The 17,913-nt window shown below is 48.8% G+C and carries 15 protein-coding genes; 8 read left to right on the top strand and 7 right to left on the bottom strand.

Features of this window, described 5'->3' with window-relative positions; genetic code table 11:
- Positions 1 to 8: 8 nt before the first annotated feature.
- Together ACI7RC_RS19285 and ACI7RC_RS19280 are read right to left on the bottom strand one after the other, a co-directional pair.
- Positions 9 to 905, bottom strand: coding sequence for an iron-hydroxamate ABC transporter substrate-binding protein (locus ACI7RC_RS19285; RefSeq protein WP_408109895.1), 897 nt, complete (start codon positions 903 to 905; stop codon positions 9 to 11).
- Positions 886 to 1,731, bottom strand: coding sequence for an ABC transporter ATP-binding protein (locus ACI7RC_RS19280; RefSeq protein WP_408109843.1), 846 nt, complete (start codon positions 1,729 to 1,731; stop codon positions 886 to 888). The genes ACI7RC_RS19285 and ACI7RC_RS19280 overlap by 20 nt, the downstream gene beginning before the upstream one ends.
- A gap of 183 nt (positions 1,732 to 1,914) precedes the next feature.
- Here ACI7RC_RS19280 and ACI7RC_RS19275 point away from each other — a divergent pair, with 183 nt between their 5' ends.
- Complete coding sequence (locus ACI7RC_RS19275) at positions 1,915 to 2,964, top strand: NAD(P)/FAD-dependent oxidoreductase (protein WP_408109842.1); 1,050 nt, start codon at positions 1,915 to 1,917, stop codon at positions 2,962 to 2,964.
- A gap of 5 nt (positions 2,965 to 2,969) precedes the next feature.
- On the opposite strand, the gene ACI7RC_RS19270 is transcribed toward ACI7RC_RS19275, so the two are convergent.
- The 3 genes from ACI7RC_RS19270 to ACI7RC_RS19260 are packed head-to-tail and all read right to left on the bottom strand — an operon-like array spanning position 2,970 to position 5,141.
- The gene (locus tag ACI7RC_RS19270) at positions 2,970 to 3,506 is read right to left on the bottom strand and encodes a chromate transporter (RefSeq protein WP_408109841.1); all 537 of its coding nucleotides are present in this window, start codon (positions 3,504 to 3,506) and stop codon (positions 2,970 to 2,972) included.
- 3 nt (positions 3,507 to 3,509) lie between these two features.
- Positions 3,510 to 4,139, bottom strand: coding sequence for a chromate transporter (locus tag ACI7RC_RS19265; protein WP_408109840.1), 630 nt, complete (start codon positions 4,137 to 4,139; stop codon positions 3,510 to 3,512).
- Between the two features lie 12 nt (positions 4,140 to 4,151).
- Positions 4,152 to 5,141: an ROK family protein gene (locus ACI7RC_RS19260; protein WP_408109839.1), complete on the bottom strand. Its 990-nt coding sequence runs from the start codon at positions 5,139 to 5,141 to the stop codon at positions 4,152 to 4,154.
- Between the two features lie 744 nt (positions 5,142 to 5,885).
- Here ACI7RC_RS19260 and ACI7RC_RS19255 point away from each other — a divergent pair.
- From ACI7RC_RS19255 to ACI7RC_RS19245, 3 genes are all read left to right on the top strand, one after another.
- Positions 5,886 to 7,175: an MFS transporter gene (locus tag ACI7RC_RS19255; protein ID WP_408109838.1), complete on the top strand. Its 1,290-nt coding sequence runs from the start codon at positions 5,886 to 5,888 to the stop codon at positions 7,173 to 7,175.
- A gap of 58 nt (positions 7,176 to 7,233) precedes the next feature.
- Positions 7,234 to 8,811 carry a sulfatase family protein gene (locus tag ACI7RC_RS19250; protein ID WP_408109837.1) on the top strand — a complete coding sequence of 526 codons (1,578 nt, stop codon included), beginning with the start codon at positions 7,234 to 7,236 and terminating at the stop codon, positions 8,809 to 8,811.
- A gap of 67 nt (positions 8,812 to 8,878) precedes the next feature.
- Positions 8,879 to 9,802, top strand: coding sequence for a nucleoside hydrolase (locus ACI7RC_RS19245; protein WP_408109836.1), 924 nt, complete (start codon positions 8,879 to 8,881; stop codon positions 9,800 to 9,802).
- A 47-nt stretch (positions 9,803 to 9,849) separates the two neighbouring features.
- Here ACI7RC_RS19245 and ACI7RC_RS19240 read toward each other — a convergent pair whose 3' ends face one another.
- Positions 9,850 to 11,055 carry an ROK family protein gene (locus ACI7RC_RS19240; protein WP_408109835.1) on the bottom strand — a complete coding sequence of 402 codons (1,206 nt, stop codon included), beginning with the start codon at positions 11,053 to 11,055 and terminating at the stop codon, positions 9,850 to 9,852.
- 278 nt (positions 11,056 to 11,333) lie between these two features.
- Here ACI7RC_RS19240 and ACI7RC_RS19235 point away from each other — a divergent pair, with 278 nt between their 5' ends.
- From ACI7RC_RS19235 to htpG, 3 genes are all read left to right on the top strand, one after another.
- Complete coding sequence (locus ACI7RC_RS19235) at positions 11,334 to 12,296, top strand: formylglycine-generating enzyme family protein (protein WP_408109834.1); 963 nt, start codon at positions 11,334 to 11,336, stop codon at positions 12,294 to 12,296.
- Positions 12,297 to 12,565: 269 nt separating this feature from the next.
- Complete coding sequence (locus tag ACI7RC_RS19230; protein ID WP_408109833.1) at positions 12,566 to 13,450, top strand: hypothetical protein; 885 nt, start codon at positions 12,566 to 12,568, stop codon at positions 13,448 to 13,450.
- Positions 13,451 to 13,590: 140 nt separating this feature from the next.
- Positions 13,591 to 15,468 carry a molecular chaperone HtpG gene (htpG, locus tag ACI7RC_RS19225; RefSeq protein WP_408109832.1) on the top strand — a complete coding sequence of 626 codons (1,878 nt, stop codon included), beginning with the start codon at positions 13,591 to 13,593 and terminating at the stop codon, positions 15,466 to 15,468.
- 115 nt (positions 15,469 to 15,583) lie between these two features.
- Here the strand turns inward: htpG and ACI7RC_RS19220 are convergent, their stop codons facing one another.
- On the bottom strand, positions 15,584 to 16,828 hold the full coding sequence (locus ACI7RC_RS19220) for an MFS transporter (RefSeq protein ID WP_408109831.1): 1,245 nt from the start codon (positions 16,826 to 16,828) through the stop codon (positions 15,584 to 15,586).
- Between the two features lie 316 nt (positions 16,829 to 17,144).
- Here ACI7RC_RS19220 and ACI7RC_RS19215 point away from each other — a divergent pair, with 316 nt between their 5' ends.
- Entirely contained in the window at positions 17,145 to 17,600 is a 456-nt protein-coding gene (locus ACI7RC_RS19215; protein WP_408109830.1) for a MarR family winged helix-turn-helix transcriptional regulator, read from the top strand.
- The last annotated feature ends 313 nt before the right edge of the window (positions 17,601 to 17,913 follow it).

Genomic DNA, 17,913 nt, shown 5'->3' with positions numbered 1-17,913 from the left:
CAGAGAAATTAGCCGCCAAGGAAATGTTTCACGAAGAAGTCGAGCTGGTAATCCAGTGTCAACGGATCGTTGAAGTAGAATTCCTTGGCATTGGCTTCGTATACGCGGCCGTTTCTTACCGCTGGAATGTTCTTGTACGTGTTGGTTTCCAGAAATGAATTCTCCGTATCCGGGTTTTTGCTCACGATCAGATAGTCTCCTGCGAATTCGGGGAGAACCTCGATGGACAAGGCGTAATAGCCGTTTTTTTGCGCCGTTTCGCGCACCTTTTCAGGCATGTTCAGCTTCATCTCCTGGTACAGCACTTCAGTGCCGCGGCCCCAGTTATCCCCGTAGACATACATCTGCTTGTTGAATTCTTCAATGACAGAGACAGTAGCATCTGGGCCGATTTTGGCTCTGATGTCTTCGCCGGCCTTTTGAGCCCGACGTTTAAAGTCATCGATCCAGGCTTGCGCTTCCTTTTCCTTTTTGAGCAGCTTGCCAATCTCCAGGTGCTGTGTCAGGTAATCCACTTTGCCGTATGTATAGGTGACCGTAGGGGCGATTTCTTTGAGCTTGTCGATATTTTTGGCCGTCGACAGGCCGATGATCAAATCCGGCTCCAATTCGATGATTTTTTCCAGGCTCTCGTCAGAGATTTCTTCTGCGTCTTTCAGTCCGCTCTGAAAGCGGGGATTCATCTTTGACCAGCTGTCCACGCCGACCAGATTGACATGCAAAGCCATGACATTGCCGGCGAAGGAAGATAACACGACGACGCGCTGCGGGTTGGCAGGAACTTCGATCGGCCCGTTTTCCGACTGATACGTGATCGTCGCTGTGGTGCTGTTGGCTGTATCGCCAGGCGAGCTGTTTGTCTTTTCTGACATGCCGCTGCAAGCGCTAGTTGTGAGCAAGAGCATAAGTGCGAGGAGAATCCATCTTTGTTTCACGGTTTGCCTCTCCTTTTACCAGATTATAGGTGATGCACATCGGTTTGTTGGTCCGCGGATCCCGTCCGATTTCGGCGTCGATCTGGAAAACCTGCTTCAACACTTCAGGGTGAATCACTTCTTCACAATGGCCTGCCTTGACGATTTGTCCATCTTTTAAAGCGATGATATAGTCGGCAAAACGGGCAGCCTGGTTAAGATCATGCAGAACCATGACAATCGTGCGGCCTTGTTCGACGTTCAGCTTTTGTAAAAGCTCCAAAACTTCAAGCTGATGGGCCAGATCCAGATAAGTCGTCGGTTCGTCCAGAAAGATCAGCTCTGTTTCCTGGGCCAGCGCCATCGCGATCCAGACACGCTGCCTTTGACCTCCTGACAAGGCGTCGACCGGACGATATTTAAATTCTGCCGTTCCGGTGACTTCCAGCGCCCAATCGATCACCTCAAAATCTTTTATCGTCAAACGTCCGAAGCCCCGCTGATAGGGATGACGGCCGTAAGAGACGAGCTCGCCGACGGTCAGCCCGCTTACGGCCTCCGGCGTTTGCGGCAGGATGGCCATTTTCTTAGCCAGTGTCTTTGTGTTTTCGGTCGTAATATTTTTTCCGTCCAGGATGACTGCCCCGGATTGATGCGGGATGATGCGGGTCATCGCTTTTAACAGGGTGGATTTGCCGCAGCCATTGGCACCGATAATCGTCGTGATTTTTTTGTCCGGAATCTCTACACTGAGCATCTTCACAATAGAGCGGCTGCCATAGCCAATGCACAACTCATTTGTAGACAGGCGAACCACGGTTTTAACCTCCGTTCCTCAACAGGGATGCAAATATATGATAATGATTATCAGTATCACTCATGCACAATATAAGGGGATTTTTTTCCGCTGTCAACCGTTTTTTTGTTGTCAAATGAACAAAATAGAGGTACATTAATTGAGAATGAGAATCATTAATGTTTTTGAGTGGAGTGATCAAAGGTGGAACAGCGGGAAGTCTTTGATGTGACGATTGTAGGGGGAGGGCCTGCGGGACTCTATTCCGCCTTTTACAGCGGCCTTCGCGGACTGAAGACAAAGCTGATCGAGTACCAGCAGCAATTGGGCGGGAAGCTCCATGTGTATCCGGAGAAAATGATTTGGGACGTCGGAGGGCTAACCCCCGTGTCCGGAGCAAAATTGATGGAACAGCTGATCAAGCAGGGACTGACGTTTCACCCGACAGTGGTGTTAAACGAAAAAGTCGTCTCCCTCTCCCGCAATTCGGACGGGCTCTTCGTCCTGCACGCCGCCTCGGGTCAGAGTCACTTGTCGAAAACGGTGATCGTCGCGACAGGCAGCGGCATCCTCAAGCCCAAGAAGCTGGAGATGGAAGGGGCGGAGCGTTTTGAAGCGGCAAATTTGCACTATGCGGTGAAGTCTTTGCAGCATTTCAAAGACAAGACGGTTTTGATCTCCGGCGGGGGGAATGCGGCAATCGACTGGGCTAATGAACTGGAGCCGATCGCCAAAAGAGTGTACCTCTGCTATCGAAAAGAAGCTTTGGCCGGACACGAAGCACAGGTGAGCCAACTCCTGAACAGTTCGGTCGTCTGTCTCTTCCAGACGACGATCACCAAGCTGATCGCTGGTGACAACCACGAAGCTGTTGATCGAGTTGAACTGGCCCACCACGACACAGGAGCGGTATCGCAGCTGGCCATCGACGAGCTCATCGTCAATCATGGTTATGAACGCGATACGGCCTTTCTCGACAACAGCGAGCTGAAGATTGAAACGGCGGACGGCGGTTACATCGCAGGAAATCCGAACAGTGAAACCTCCGTGGAGGGGCTGTACGCCGCAGGGGACATCCTGTCACATGAAGGAAAATTGCATCTGATCGCAGGCGCATTCCAAGACGCGGCAAACGCCGTCAACAAAGCGAAGTTGTATATCCAGCCCGAAGCCGAAAAAACGGCAATGGTCTCTTCTCATCATGAAGCGTTGAAAGAAAGGACGAGAGCCCTGGTAAAGCAGATGATGGGGTAATCCGTTCAAGAATAGACCAGCATCCCGGCAAAGCCGGAGAGCAGGATGACAACGACAGGGTGGATTTTCGTAAATTGCAGAATCGACAAACAGCCTAACACGAGAAAGATGCCGAACAGGTCAATCCAATTGTCCCCGCCGATCAGTTGGTTGCCCAAGGCAAATTGAATCGCGGCGAAGCAAATCAGACTCAGGATAATAGGTCTGAGGCTGTAAAAGACGGACTGAACGAACGGATGATTCTGCACCTTGACAAAAAACAGGGAAATGAGGACAAGGAGAATAAGGGAAGGAAGTAAAGTAGCCGCGATCGAAATAATCGCACCGGGCATGCCTGCCGTTTTATATCCGATAAAAACGGCGGAGTTGGCGGCGATCGGGCCGGGGGACATCCCGGCTATTGCGATGGCGTTGGCAAACTCCCGTGTCGTCAGCCAACCGTGTTTTTCTACCTCGTATTGGATGACCGGAATCATCGTATATCCGCCGCCGAAAGAGACAAGCCCGATTTTGAAAAAGGTGCAAAACAAATCCCATAACATCGATTAACTTCCTTTCTCAATGCGATGTTTAGACAAAGCTGCGCGGTGGCGACTGCCGCGGCCACCCGTTCGCTTTACGGCATATTTTCGCTTTAGGTACAGAAAGCAGCCTGAAGCGATCCCAAACAACAGATTGTCGATGGGATGGAGCGAAAAAAATAAGAGGGTGAGCAAGCTGACAGCGGCAAGCCCAAAGGTCAGTTTGTCTGTGATCGATGTTTTCAGCGTTTTGATCGCCGCAAGCAGAATAAGAGCGACGATAGCGGAATGTATACCCCTTAAAGCGCTTTGAACGTACGGATGATCTTTGAATCCCATGAACAAGGCAGCCAAGGCGATGACAATGCCGGATGAAGGGACCGTAATTCCGGCGGCAGCAACGAGCGCTCCCGGCAATCCGGCGACGCGGTACCCGATGAACGTGGCGGAATTGACGGCCACCGATCCGGGAACAGCTTGAGAAACGGCCAGAACGTCGACGATGTCTTCTTTCTTCAGCCACTTTTGCTCCTCAACCACCGTTTTTTCAAACAAGGGAATCATGGCATACCCTCCTCCAAAGGTGACGGGACTCATTTTGAAGAAGGTCACAAAGATTCTGAGCAGAGTCGTACGGTTCCGAGGTTTTGCCATAAGATCACCTTCTCACTCCAAATAGTAGTCAATCACCATACAACCTGCACCGACAGCGACCGCATTTTCACCAAGACTTCCCCTGCTGAACTTCACTTCGTTAGCCGCAGACAGATTGCAGCGCTGCCTGGCCGTATCGGTTGCCGCTTGGTAAAACATATCCAGTTCGGTAAACAGCGCGCCGCCCAGGATCACCATGTTCGGATGGATGAGGTGAATCATGTTGGACAGCCCGATCCCGTAATGAAAGCCCGCGTCCATCACGACTTGGCTGGATAATTCGTCGCCCTCTCCGATGGCTTGGCAGATGTGTTGGAATTGCATCTCTTCAAAGTCGGGAGCGATATCGCTCAGCAGTGAACGTGCTCCTCGCTTTAACTGACGAATGATTTCATTCCGGATGGCAGGAATCGTCCCATACGCCTCCAGACAGCCGTAATGACCGCATGTGCATTTTCGTCCATGTACATCCACGACCATGTGGCCAAATGCTCCTTCTCTGTTCGCGGAACCGCGAACCACTTGGCCGTGAGTCATGACCCCGCACCGAATGCCGACGCCGGCAATGCTGTATACCACATTGGCTGCTTCTTTCCACAGCCCGTCTCGATACTCTCCAAGAACGGCGGTATTCGCGCCGTTATCCAGGAACACTTTTGTCTGAAACGCTTCGCCGAGCTGTTGGCTGATCGGGATGTTTTCCCATCCGGCAGCAGGAAAATTGTGGGGGTTGAGAATCATCCCTTCCTCCCGTTTGAGCGGACCTACTGCACCAATGCCGATTCCGAGAAGCTGTAACGTGGACAGCCCGTGTTTGGTCAGCATGGCACGTATGCTCTTTTCCAAAAATTGCAGCGTGAATAGAGGGGTGCTTTCGCGGCTTACCTGAATACGGGTTTCCTCGACGGGGCGCAAATGGAGGTCCATTAACATAATTTTCATGTGGGTACGAGAGAGATCGATCCCGATCACGTAATACAAACCCGGAGAGATCTCGTACATAAAAGGCTTGCGGCCCCCGCTGGATTCACCCAATCCGCTCTCGAAGATACAACCCAGATGTAGCAATTCCTCCAGCAGCCTTGTACAGGTCGACTGTCTCAAGCCAGTCATTTCAATCAAGGTTGCCTTAGAGACAGGTCCATGCTTTCGGATTAAACTATATAGCTTCTTTAAACTGTGATTTTTGGGTAACAGTGTTTCTGAAAATAAATGAACCATAGTTTCTCCTTTACACAGGTAAGCTGTATATACAGCGAACTTAATTCAAAAAATGAAAAAAGTCAATGGTCAACATTATCATTTTGTATAAAAATATAAAAAACATGTAAATTCACCAGATTATAAAGATGGTTTTTGGTAATATTCGTCTTATTAATCTCAAAATATAATTTTTGTTAAAATGTTTTTTCAAAAAATGATATAAGTGGTATTTACAACAGAAGATAACTTCAGTATGATGTACGTATCAAATCACGAATAAAGGAGGGGGATAATTTTGAATTGACAGATTTGGAAACGTTTTAAATTAAATGAGGGGGGAGCCGGAATTCAACGATGCTTGACTCGCCCTAAACCCTTCCTAAGGTAAAGTGCTGCATATGGCTAGACAACACGCAGTTACCGCAAAAAAAATAGACCACCTACCCGTATAATGGATACGGCATCGTTCTGCGGGGCGAAGGCTAAAATGATCTCATTGCTCAAGGATAAACTTACAGAAAATAAGGAAGGATGCGCAAAAACATGAGAAATCAAGGGGCAGGGAAAGCAGGACAAGCAACACCACCTCTGAAGGTGGCAATTGCCAGTGTTATTGGAAACACAATTGAGTATTATGACTTTTTAATTTATGGGACGCTTACCGCTCTGGTCTTCAATCAATTATTCTTTCCTGGCTTCAATTCGCAAACAGGCACTCTGCTTGCGTTTGCTACATTTGCAATTGGATTTTTTTCCCGGCCGTTAGGGGGAGTCATCTTTGGTCACTTTGGTGACAGGCTTGGGCGAAAAAAAATGCTGGTTTTAACGTTATTAATAATGGGTACTTCGACATTCCTGATCGGTCTCTTGCCGACGTATTCTTCCATTGGTATTTGGGCTCCACTCTTGCTTGTCATCCTACGATTTACTCAGGGGCTTTCGGCAGGCGGCGAATGGGGAGGTGCTGTTCTTATGGCAGTTGAGCATGCTCCAGAGAACAGGCGGGGATTCTTTGGGAGTTTGGTCCAGATGGGGAGTCCGCTGGGAATTATTCTTTCATCGGGAGTGACATCTGTTTTACTGGCTCTGTTAACCAAAGAACAATTTCTCTCTTGGGGTTGGAGAATACCATTCCTAGTAAGTGTCGCTCTGTTATTAGTTGGGTTGTTCATCCGGCTCAAGGTTTTGGAATCACCCGCTTTTGCTCAAATAAAAGCAGAAAACACCGAAGCCAGGCTTCCTATTTTAGAAGTGTTGCGCAACTACCCAAAAAACTTGTTAATCGCTGTTGGACTGCACATCGGGAGTGCAGCGTTTGGTTTCCTGGTAGGTGTATTTATTATATCCTATGCTACTAATCAATTAGGATTATCAAGCACTTTTGTCTTAAATAGCACATTGATCTCCGGTTTTGCTTATCTTTTTATAACTCCTGTTTCTGGATGGCTCTCGGACCGTTTTGGACGTAGACCAGTATATATTGCCGGTGCCATTTCAATGTTGTTGTTTGCGTTCCCCTTTTTTTGGTTGATTGATACTGGAATGCCGTCCTTGTTTATTCTGGCTCTCTTACTCTCACAAATCATTATAGGTCTAATGTTTGGTGTTCAGGCTGCTTTCTATTCCGAACTCTTTGGTGCACGTGTCCGCTATAGCGGGGTCTCGCTCGGTTTCCAGGCAGCGACAGTATTAGGTGGAGGGTTGATGCCAAACATTGCCAGTTTGCTGCTTGGATGGTCAAACGGCGGGACATGGGTCATTTCTGCTTATATTTTCTTATTGGCTGCCATAACCGTGGTAGCAGCCTTTTCTGCTAAGAAAACTCACGGATAGAACAAAGCAAAGGCTGCCAACCGTAAATGCGACAGATTACATTTTGGAGGGAATCAACTTGGCTAATTCACAACAAACCAGCAACGGCAACGAGAAACCGAATGTTATCCTTTTTATGGTGGACCAACTTGCAGCGAAGTGGTTGGAAGCAGCATCTTCTGGAACGTCTCATACTCCGAATATTTGCAGGCTGCAACAACGCGGTGTGACGTTTACAAACGCTTTTACAAGCAATCCGGTCTGCTCTCCATCTCGGTCTACAATCGCTACCGGGCTCACTTCCCGAGGACACGGACTCATCGAGAACGGATATTATCTTGATCCCTCGATCCCTACATTTATGCAGGTTCTTCAGGAAAATGGATGGCGAACCGGGGGGATTGGAAAGATGCATTTTCAACCACTTTCACAGAGCCGTTATCCAGATTACCGGGCTTATGGATTCGACGTTACACATGTTACGGAGGATTGCCGCAGCGGGGAATGGCTCGATTGGGTTGAACAAGAACACCCGGAATATTATGAGAAGGCATTGGCAACGGTTTGGGCGTGTGACGATATGCCGGTGTTTGCAGAATACGGTCCGAACCGGGTAAATCTTCGGGAAAAGATTAAGCAAATCAGAGAAGGATTTGAGTGGAGTACACCGGAGTTTCCGAACAATACCCGCGATGCCTATACCCTGCCGTTTCCGGAAGAGATATCCCAAAGCTCGTGGATAACGAAAAACACCTTATCGTTTATACGTGAGATGAGCAGGAGCAATCAACCGTTCTTTGCCCAGGTTAGCTATGTTGGCCCCCACTATCCTTACGCTCCGCCGGCAGAGTATATGAATTACGTCGACGTGGATAAGATTCCGGCTCCGGTACCGGCAGAGTGGGCTATGGACCCGCATGCACCGCACTACTTCAAGGAAAAAGAACCGGTGACTGGAGATTGGCGTCACGTCAGGCACTGCTACTTTGCCGATATCTCATACCTGGATTATCAAATTGGTCTAGTGATGGACGCTTTGGAGGAAACTGGTCAACTTGCGAACACCTATATTATTTTTGTATCTGATCACGGTGATCTTCTTTATGATCATGGCTTGTTGAACAAAGAAGAAAAGCACTATGACGCATGTATCCGTGTACCGCTCATTATTGCCGGGCCGCAAGTACAAGCAGGTAAAGTTTGTGATGAACTTGTTCAACTCGAGGATATTTGCCCGACCATTTTAGAGATGGCATCATTACCGGCTCCTTCCTTGCCAAGTGGGTACAATAATATTTCAGAATCGGATATCCAGTCCTTGCCTGGAAGCTCTCTATTAGGATGGTGTCGTGGAGAGAAACCTTCGGCCTGGCGGGATGCGGCCTATATTGAAAGTTACAATTCAATATGGAATATCTCGCCGAATAGCTGGGCACGAACGATTCGAACAAAAGAGTTCCGCTACACATTCTATCCGAATGGCAATGGAGAGCAGATGTTCCACTTGGGGAAAGATGTGAATGAACAGAATAACATCGTTTCAAATCCAGAGTTCGCCGATGTTCGCCAGAAGCTTAGAGATCGATTAATGGATCTAATCGTTTTGCAGGACTACCCGAAGACACCTCGAAACCTGGTAAAACTTGGTGTATATTGATTTCCTGCTTCTCATAAGCTTAGGAGGGATGACTTGTTCAACACATGATACGCGGGAGGAGACACTATTGGAATACGTAATTATGGATGTAGATACCGGGATTGACGACGCATTGGCGATCGCATACGCCGTACATTGCCCCGAATTGCACATAATGGGATTCACTACTTGCTTCGGAAATGCAACTGTTGAGGAAACGACACGAAATACCTTACAAGTGTTAGAACTGCTTGAAGCTGAAAGGATACCCGTTGCTCCTGGTGTTAATCAAACATTTGCCGGAGCCGACCCCCGCGAAAAATCGTCTGGGGTACACGGGGAAAATGGAATTGGAAATGTGGAATTGCCGGTACCAGCAAAACAGCCTCTGAATCAGCCGGCCCACGATTTTATTGTGGAAAAGGTACGGGAGCATCCTCAAAAGGTGACGCTTATCACTACGGGAAGTCTAACAAATGTAGCATATGCCATCCAAAAGGATCCGGAAATTGTTCATCTAATAAAGCGCGTCGTTGTAATGGGCGGAGCGGTAACGGTCCCAGGTAATATTACACCTTATGCAGAAGCGAATATCTATACGGATCCGGAGGCGGCTCAATTTGTTTTCCAATCAGGGGTTCCTGTTACCCTGGTTGGTTTGGATGTCACAATGAAAACGCTGCTGAAAAAAGAATGTTTAACGGATTGGAGAAATAAAAATACGAAATTATCTCGTTTTTTGGCTGAGGCCTGTGAATTTTATATGAGTTTTTACTGTAGATGGGATCCCGATTTAGGCGGGTGTGCGCTTCACGACCCGTTAACTGTTGCTATCGTTGTAGATCCCACGCTCGTAAAGGCTGTTCCGACAATGATTCAAGTTGTAACAGAAGGAGAACAGAGGGGGCGTACTGTTAAAGCAGAAGGTGAAGCAGGAGCGGAAATTCAAGTTTGTCTGGAAGTCGACAGCAATCGATTTGTGTCGAATTTTCTGCAGCGAGTTCACTCGTGAAAGAGTACCGCCTGATATAAGAGGGCGGCCGGGGGTTAGCCCGGCAATTATTCAACAAAGTAATCCAATATCATACAGCCTGCTCCGACGGCAACAGCATGGTGGCCAGACACTGACTGCAGTATCTTCACGTTGCTGTCGGGGTAATGGCCTGTGCGTTTATGAACTGTTTCGGACACGATTTCACGAAAAACCAAATTAGACGAAAACGGTCCGCCAAAAATGACGATGTCTGGACTGATTAAATAGAGCACATTCGACAAGCCGATGCCGAAATAATATGCAGCTTCCCGTATCACCTCATAAGTAAGAGGGTCATTCTGTTCCAAGGCGTTTAAAATATGGTGAAACTCAACATCTTCAATGTTTGGTACCATTTCTTCCAGCAGGGACGGATATCCCCGTTTTATGCGACGGATCACTTCGTCACGGATAGCTGGAAGACTGCTGTACGTTTGAAGGCATCCATACGAACCGCACGAACATTTTCGGCCATGTACATCTACTGTAATGTGACCGAATGAATCTTCCATTTTGTTTTTGCTGCTGACGATTTGCCCTTGAGAAACAATACCACAGCGAATTTCCAAGCCGGCAGACGTAAATACCAATGTTTCGATGTCTTCCTGGCGGTTTTTCCGGAATTCTCCCAATGCGGCCAGACTGATGCCGCTTCCCATCAAAACAAGCGTGTTGAAGCGATGCTGGATGTATTGGCTGATATTCGTATCAGCCCAACCTTGTGAGGAAGGCAAATGACGATGGATGATACTCCCATGTTCGGGGTTAATCAATCCGATTGCGCCAACGCCGATTCCCAACAGCTTCTCATTCGTTATCTGATAGGTTTCCAACATACGCTGGATATGTTCGCAGATAAATTCGAGAGTGGCTTCTGCCGTACTATGTGAATTCATCCTCAATGTTTTGACTTCCAATAGATTTAGATTCAGATCAAGCAACGTGACTGTGGTAAATAAACTGGAGATTTCGACTCCAATGAGATAATAGGCATCCTGCTTGATAACGTACATCAGCGGTTTGCGCCCGCCGCTGGACTCGCCCAAGCCACTGTCGCAAATTATCCCGGCTTGTACCAGTTCATCGAGTAAACGAGCGCAAGTCGTATGCTTGTATCCGGTTATCTCGACCAGTTTGTTGATTCTCACCGGACCAAGTTTGCGAATCAAGCTATACAGGAGCTTTAAGCTTTTCAGTTTAGGTGACATAACGCCAATAAATTGCCTTAGCATACATTTCCTCCGAAACGAACAGATCATTTCTTATCATGCTTACCGAGAGGATACCCACTTCAAGAAACGTTTCAAATCCCATTAAGAAAGGGCATCGCTTATTTCCTTATTGTAAACTTATAGGTTAAAACACCATGCATCAATATAACACCATCAATTTTTATATCCGTCAAGATATGCCGCGTTCCAATAACAAAAGAAGGATTGTTCCTTTCCAACACACAGCAGTCAATGGAGCAAAGAAAGCACGATAAAACACTTATTCAGGAGGTGTCAGGATGACGGAGAAGAACGCATCGCCATGTTGTTCTGTCAGCAGGGGAAATACCTGCAAACTGCTGCATGACATGCCTGTTGCAGACAAAAATACCCATGCACCTGACCGGGAAGGCATGGTGTATCTTCCCGGCGGCGAATTTCTCATGGGAACAGACAGCAAGGAAGGGTTTGCGGCTGATGGTGAGGGACCGGTGCGTCAAATTGTCCTGTCGCCGTTTTATCTTGATACTTGTGCCGTTACCAACAGGCAATTTCGGCGATTTGTAGAGGCAACCGGATACAAGACGGAGGCGGAACGTTACGGATGGTCGTTTGTGTTCCACCATTTTGTCTCGGAGAAGGCGAAGCAGGACGTCATGCAGTCGGTGCAAAGCGCCCCGTGGTGGTGGGCGGTGAAAGGCGCCTATTGGCAGCGGCCGGAGGGAGCCGATTCCAGCGTGGAAGACAGGCTGGACCATCCGGTTGTTCACGTCTCCTGGAATGACGCGATGGCGTACTGCAAATGGGCGGGAAAACGGATGCCAACAGAAGCGGAGTGGGAGTTCGCCGCCCGAGGCGGACTCGTGCAGAAGCGATATCCCTGGGGTGACGAGTTGAAGCCGGGCGGGGAGCATTACTGCAATATCTGGCAGGGAAAATTTCCGGTAAAAAATCACGCTTCCGACGGGTATTTAGGAACTGCTCCGGCTAAGTCATTCCCAGAAAATGGATATGGATTATACAACATGGCGGGAAATGTCTGGGAGTGGTGCTCCGATTGGTTCAGTCCCACTTATCATCTCAATGGTCCGCGCGAAAATCCGCAGGGACCGCCTCGCGGGCAAGCCAAGGTGATCCGGGGGGGCTCTTATCTTTGCCACAAGTCCTACTGCAATCGGTACCGGGTAGCTGCTCGCAGCTCCAACACGCCGGACAGTTCGACAGGTCACATGGGATTTCGCTGTGCGGCTGACATTCAGTAGACGCGAAGGCGGGCCGAAATAACCATTGTTGGTTCGAACAGTAAGCATCGAGGGGTTGTCCCAAAAGCCATTAAAAATGGCTGAGGGACAGCCCCCTTTCTGTTTGGATTGCCGGAAGTGAGCATCCCCGCGATAAGGATACAAGATACGACGGACAGCAAGTTTATCCTGTTGAACCCCAGGAGGATGCAACGATTTGATGCTCCATGTCGTCTTGAGATTAAGGAGCGCAGCCGTTGCGAAATCTGATGGAATGGAGGGGGCCTGTTATGAAAAAGTTTTTGGCAGTGTTCTTGATAACCCTCTTTATCTTCTCCTCTTATGAAGCTGTTTTTGCTTTCAAAGGAGGAGAAGTGAACCGAGAAAAATGGAAAGACTCAAAAGACAATGAGCAGATCGCAAATCTTGCAGATGACATTGTAAAGTATGTGAACTCCGTGGTACCTGATAGCCATGTTAAACGTGAAATTGCACAAACGGATATTCATTTTGACGATGCAGTAAAAATATATGTGGATGTAGACGTGTTTCGCTTGGAGAAAAATACAAAAGAGGAACTAAAGCGCCATTTAGACAGGGCTGAATGTATGTGGGAACTTCCCATCTATGTAGACTCGTCCACTGTAATCGTTACGATAAGCAAGGTGAAAAAAGCCGCAGACGATGCAAAAACGTTATTAACGCCGGAACAAAAGGAGTATGCGGAAAAAAACGAGGGAAAATGGGAAGTTTCGGGGGTGAAGACCTATCCGGGTCATGTAAACGATTTGGTATCGAACATCGATCATATGAATAAGATTCCGTCTGCCGATACTCAGAGCATGGAGGCATATGTGATCGGCGGAATCCCCAATGTCAGAATTCCCGTTATTCTGCTTGTCGACGAAGCGATCGAAAAAGTTATATTTACCGGCAAACCAGTGATTTCAGCAAATATAGACGACAAACTAAAATCCAATACCGCATACAACTTTGATGAAGTGGCAAGCATCATGAAACAGATCCCGGTTGATACTGGCCATGATGTGGCAACAGGGATGCATGTTCAGGAAAGTACTCCCGGGAAAGAAACCTGGTTTATTTTTATAGGAATTGGTTTAGTAGGAATCTTGATGATTGCAATTGTTTTATACCAAAACCAGAAGTCCAAGTGAAAAATAGGTTTCCAAAAAAAATTCCAACAACACCTTGACGCCAAAAAATGTATATGGTATCTAAGAAATGATTAGCACTCTATTTGTTTGAGTGCTAAATGCTTTCTGCGTGCCATCTCATACTGAAGGGGGAGTCTTTCATGGAAAAGCAGCAATTTCAAGCCGAGTCCAAGCGGCTGTTGGAGTTGATGATTCATTCCATCTATTCGCACAAGGAAATATTTTTACGAGAATTGATTTCCAATGCCAGCGATGCCATCGACAAGATATACTACAAGGCCTTGACGGATGAATCCTTGCGGTTTGATCAGGACAACTACTACATCAAGATCATCCCCGACAGGGAAAACAGGACCTTGCGAATCCTCGATACCGGCATCGGAATGACCAGGGAGGAGCTAGAGAACAACCTTGGCGTCATCGCCAAAAGCGGTTCCTTGGCCTTTAAAAGCGAACATGAATTGAAGGACGGACATGATATCATCGGCCAGTTCGGTGTCGGCTTTTACTCCGCTTTTATGGTGGCCGATGTAGTTACGGTCATCAGCAGAGCGTTGGGCAGCGAGCAGGCCTTCAAGTGGGAGTCTTCCGGCGCTGACGGATACGTGATCGTCCCGGCCGAGAAGGATGAGGTAGGCACCGAGATCATTCTGAAAATCAAAGAGAATACGGAAGACGAAAACTTTGATGAGTTTTTGGAAGAGTACCGGCTGCAGTCGATCATTAAGAAGTACTCCGATTTTATCCGCTACCCGATTAAAATGGACGTCACCAGGCAAAGACCCAAGGAAGGCAGCGAAAGTGAATTTGAGGAATACCGTGAAGAGCAGACCATCAACAGTATGGTGCCGATCTGGAGAAAGAATAAATCAGAGCTCACACCCGAGGATTACGAAAATTTTTATCGGGAAAAACGCTACGGCTTTGACAAGCCCGTCAAACATATCCACATCCATGCCGACGGTGTGGTCAGGTACAACGCCATTTTGTTTATCCCGGAGCACATGCCTTTTGACTTTTACACGAAGGAATACGAGAAAGGGCTGGAGCTGTATTCCAATGGCGTGTTGATCATGAGCAAGTGTCCCGATCTGCTGCCAGATTACTACAGCTTTGTAAAGGGAATGGTCGATTCGGAAGATCTCTCGCTCAATATCTCCCGAGAGATTCTCCAGCATGACAAGCAGTTGAAGCTGATCGCAAAAAACATCAAGAGCAAAATCACCAGCCAGCTGCAAAGCTTGTTGAAGGATGAACGGGAGAAGTACGAGCAGTTTTACAACACCTTTGGCAGACAGCTGAAGTACGGAGTGTACAGCGATTTCGGCAGCAACAAGGAGACCCTGCAGGACCTCTTGATGTTCTACTCATCCAAGGAGAAGAAGCTGGTCACCCTGACCGAGTACGTCGAGAGAATGCCAGAGGAGCAAAAGTACATCTACTATGCCACTGGGGAGACGATCGAGCGCATCGAGAAATTGCCGCAGATCGAGCTCGTCTCAGACAAGGGCTACGAAATCTTGTACTTCACAGAGGATATCGATGAATTCGCCGTAAAAATGCTGATGACGTATAAAGAGAAGGAATTCAAGGCGGTATCGAGCGGCGATTTGGGGATTGAGTCTGAAGAGACGGCGGACAGCGAGTCTCAAGTGAGTGAAAACAAGGATCTGTTCGCCTTCATGAAAGAGGTATTGGGGGATAAAGTCAAGGATGTACGGGTGTCGAAGAGACTCAAAACCCACCCGGTATGCCTTTCAACCGACGGCGAAGTGACCATCGAAATGGAAAAAGTGCTGAAGTCCATGCCGAACAACCCCAACATCAAAGCGGAAAAGGTACTGGAGCTGAACCCGCATCACGAGGTGTTCCAAGCGGTCAAAGCGGCGTTTGCAAGCGACAAGGAAAAACTGCGCGTCTATACGAACGTCCTGTACAACCAGGCGCTGCTGATCGAAGGGCTGCCCGTGAATGACCCTGTGGCGTATGCCAATGACGTCTGCAAATTAATGGTATAGGGCCCTGTCCTGCCTGTCGCCCAGCCAGCTGTTCAGTAGGCGACGGTGACCCCGCACGCGCTGACAAAAAAAGGCCTCGCCAACATGCTGCATCAGTTGGCGAGGCCCTTCTCTGTTAATGGCCGGCTCCGGCGTGATCGACATGCATCACGTGCCTCCGGTTGAGGAAGATGAACAGCACCGATACCATGACAAACCCTGCGCCGACGATGAACGGTACGTGGGGGTTGAACCATTCCGCCAATTTCCCCGCAAAAAACGGAGCGACAGCCCCGCCGAGAAAACGCAGGAAGCTGTATGCCGCAGATGCTGTCGAGCGCTCGACGGGAGCGGCGTTCATGACGGCGGTGGTAATCAAGGTGTTGTTATTCCCCAGCAGGGCCCCGGCAAAAATCACTGCGGCGATGACGACCCACTGAGTCGAGGTCCAGATCCCCATGGCCAGCAGGACGAGCCCGAACAGGAACAGCATGGCGCACATGGATGAGACGGTTCCGAACTTTTGCTGCAGCTTCGGCGCCATGAAGACGGAGGTGAGGGCCAGCAGGATGCCCCAGCCCAAAAAGACGTAGCCCAGTCCATGCTCATCCAGCTCCATGACGAACGGCGCGTATGCCAGCAGGGTGAAGAAGCCGAAATTGTAGAGACAAGCGGTCAGCCCGAAAACCACCAGCGAACGGTACCTCATGGCCCGGAATGGGTCCAGCAAGGAGGTTTTTGCCTTGGCAGCCTGGGAGGCTTTCGCTTTTGGCATCATCCAAATCAGGCAGATAAAAGCGATCACCATCAGCGCCGCGACCCCCAGGAATGGGCCTCTCCAGGAGATGGCACCCAGTTCGCCGCCGAGCAGCGGCCCGATGGAGATGCCAAGGCCGATCGCCGCTTCATACAGGATGATAGCCTTGGCCGTACCCGAGGTGGACAGGGTTACGATGGCGGTCAGGGCCGTAGCGACGAACAGCGCGTTACCCAGCCCCCAGCCGCCGCGCAGCCCGACCAGTTCCCAAATGCCGTTGGAAAACCCGCCAAGCGCGGAAAAGACGGCAATGATCACAATCCCGGCAAGCAGTGTGCGCTTGATCCCGAGTCTGGACGAGATGGCGCCGGTGATCAGCATCGCTACTGCCATGACAGCATTGTAGCTGGTAAAGAGCAAGGTGACTTGGCTTTGGGAGGCATGCAGCTGCTTGGCGATCGCGGGCAGTATCGGATCGACCAGCCCCAGCCCCATAAAAGCGATGATGCAGGCGAAGAAGACAGCCCATACGCCCCGCGGTTGTTTTAGCAGGCTTTCCTTTTCCCGCGGGGATGAATCTGCTTGCAAGACAGGTGTTGCGTGGTTTTGCATTGTGGACGACATGCTTGTGTACTCCTCTTTTCCTTACATAGTTTTTCTGCATGATGCATGTTGGCAGGGGACGGCAGACGGCTTATCCGGATGAGATTTTGCATGTATTTTGGGAATAATGGCGCATATGGGCCTGTTCTGACATCGCCTGCCCTTGTCTTGACATCTCTCCAAACAAATTGTATGACGAAACTACATACGTGTATTATACAACTATATCGAGTGTTGTCAATTTGACAGTTTGCCGACACCTGGGCGATTTGAAAAGCGGCGGCGGTATGTTACGATGGTTGCAATGAAATAAAGACAGTAGTGTGGTGGTAAAGTAATGGATGAACAATCACTGAAGGACATCGAGCTTGAACTGGCGATCCTGATTCGCCACATCACGTCCATCTCATCCGACAAAAGAGTCGGCACTCTCGACCGTTCGGCATACTTGCTGCTGCAGCGACTATTCACTCATGGTTCTGCCGGAGTAAAAGCGCTGGCAGACGAATTTCACCTGGATATTTCCACCGTCAGCCGCCAAGCTGCCGCCTTGGAGCAAAAAGGGTATGTGTATAAAATTCCCGATCCGGTGGATGGCAGGGCTTTTTCCTTTCAGATCACCGAGTTGGGAGCCAAGGAATTGGCGGAGCACAGGCAGGCGCGGTTGAACCGGATGAAGTACTTGTTGAGAGACTGGACCGAAGAGGAATGCCAAAGGTTCGGACAACTGTTATACAAGTTTAACAAACTTGCGTCAGAAGTCTCCTTCCTCAGCGAAGCAGGTGGGAGATGAATGACGACATTCCCGAACCTATTCACTGGAGATAGGCAAGGAAGCATGTGTTTGTTCTCGGCATTCTGATGCGGAAATATTCCCCAAACAGGAACGTATGTGTGGTATAATCGGGGTATAGAACAAATGTTCTTGATTAGGGGTGTTTCCATGATTCGTGCTCAAATCGTACGGTTTCATGCCTCAAAACGAGATATCGAGCGACTCTATGCCTGTAATCGCGAATCTGCCCAGGTTTGGAATAGGTGCTTGCAGCTCGCAAAGAACGACTATTTGGAGCATCGGAAATGGATTTCGCAGTCAGCGCTTCAGA

The organism is Brevibacillus sp. B_LB10_24 (assembly GCF_046036945.1).
In the GTDB taxonomy this organism is placed as follows: domain Bacteria; phylum Bacillota; class Bacilli; order Brevibacillales; family Brevibacillaceae; genus Brevibacillus_C.
The sequence above is the reverse complement of the archived record's forward strand: the minus strand, read 5'-3'. Positions and strand labels throughout refer to the sequence as shown.

Coding starts and splice junctions, on each gene's coding strand:
- ACI7RC_RS19270 (WP_408109841.1), bottom strand. CDS start 3,506: ATGTTATGGGATTTGTTTTGCACCTTTTTCAAAATCGGGCTTGTCTCT.
- ACI7RC_RS19265 (WP_408109840.1), bottom strand. CDS start 4,139: ATGGCAAAACCTCGGAACCGTACGACTCTGCTCAGAATCTTTGTGACC.
- ACI7RC_RS19230 (WP_408109833.1), top strand. CDS start 12,566: ATGAAAAAGTTTTTGGCAGTGTTCTTGATAACCCTCTTTATCTTCTCC.
- ACI7RC_RS19215 (WP_408109830.1), top strand. CDS start 17,145: ATGGATGAACAATCACTGAAGGACATCGAGCTTGAACTGGCGATCCTG.
- ACI7RC_RS19240 (WP_408109835.1), bottom strand. CDS start 11,055: ATGCTAAGGCAATTTATTGGCGTTATGTCACCTAAACTGAAAAGCTTA.
- ACI7RC_RS19235 (WP_408109834.1), top strand. CDS start 11,334: ATGACGGAGAAGAACGCATCGCCATGTTGTTCTGTCAGCAGGGGAAAT.
- htpG (WP_408109832.1), top strand. CDS start 13,591: ATGGAAAAGCAGCAATTTCAAGCCGAGTCCAAGCGGCTGTTGGAGTTG.
- ACI7RC_RS19255 (WP_408109838.1), top strand. CDS start 5,886: ATGAGAAATCAAGGGGCAGGGAAAGCAGGACAAGCAACACCACCTCTG.
- ACI7RC_RS19220 (WP_408109831.1), bottom strand. CDS start 16,828: ATGTCGTCCACAATGCAAAACCACGCAACACCTGTCTTGCAAGCAGAT.
- ACI7RC_RS19285 (WP_408109895.1), bottom strand. CDS start 905: ATGCTCTTGCTCACAACTAGCGCTTGCAGCGGCATGTCAGAAAAGACA.
- ACI7RC_RS19260 (WP_408109839.1), bottom strand. CDS start 5,141: ATGTACGAGATCTCTCCGGGTTTGTATTACGTGATCGGGATCGATCTC.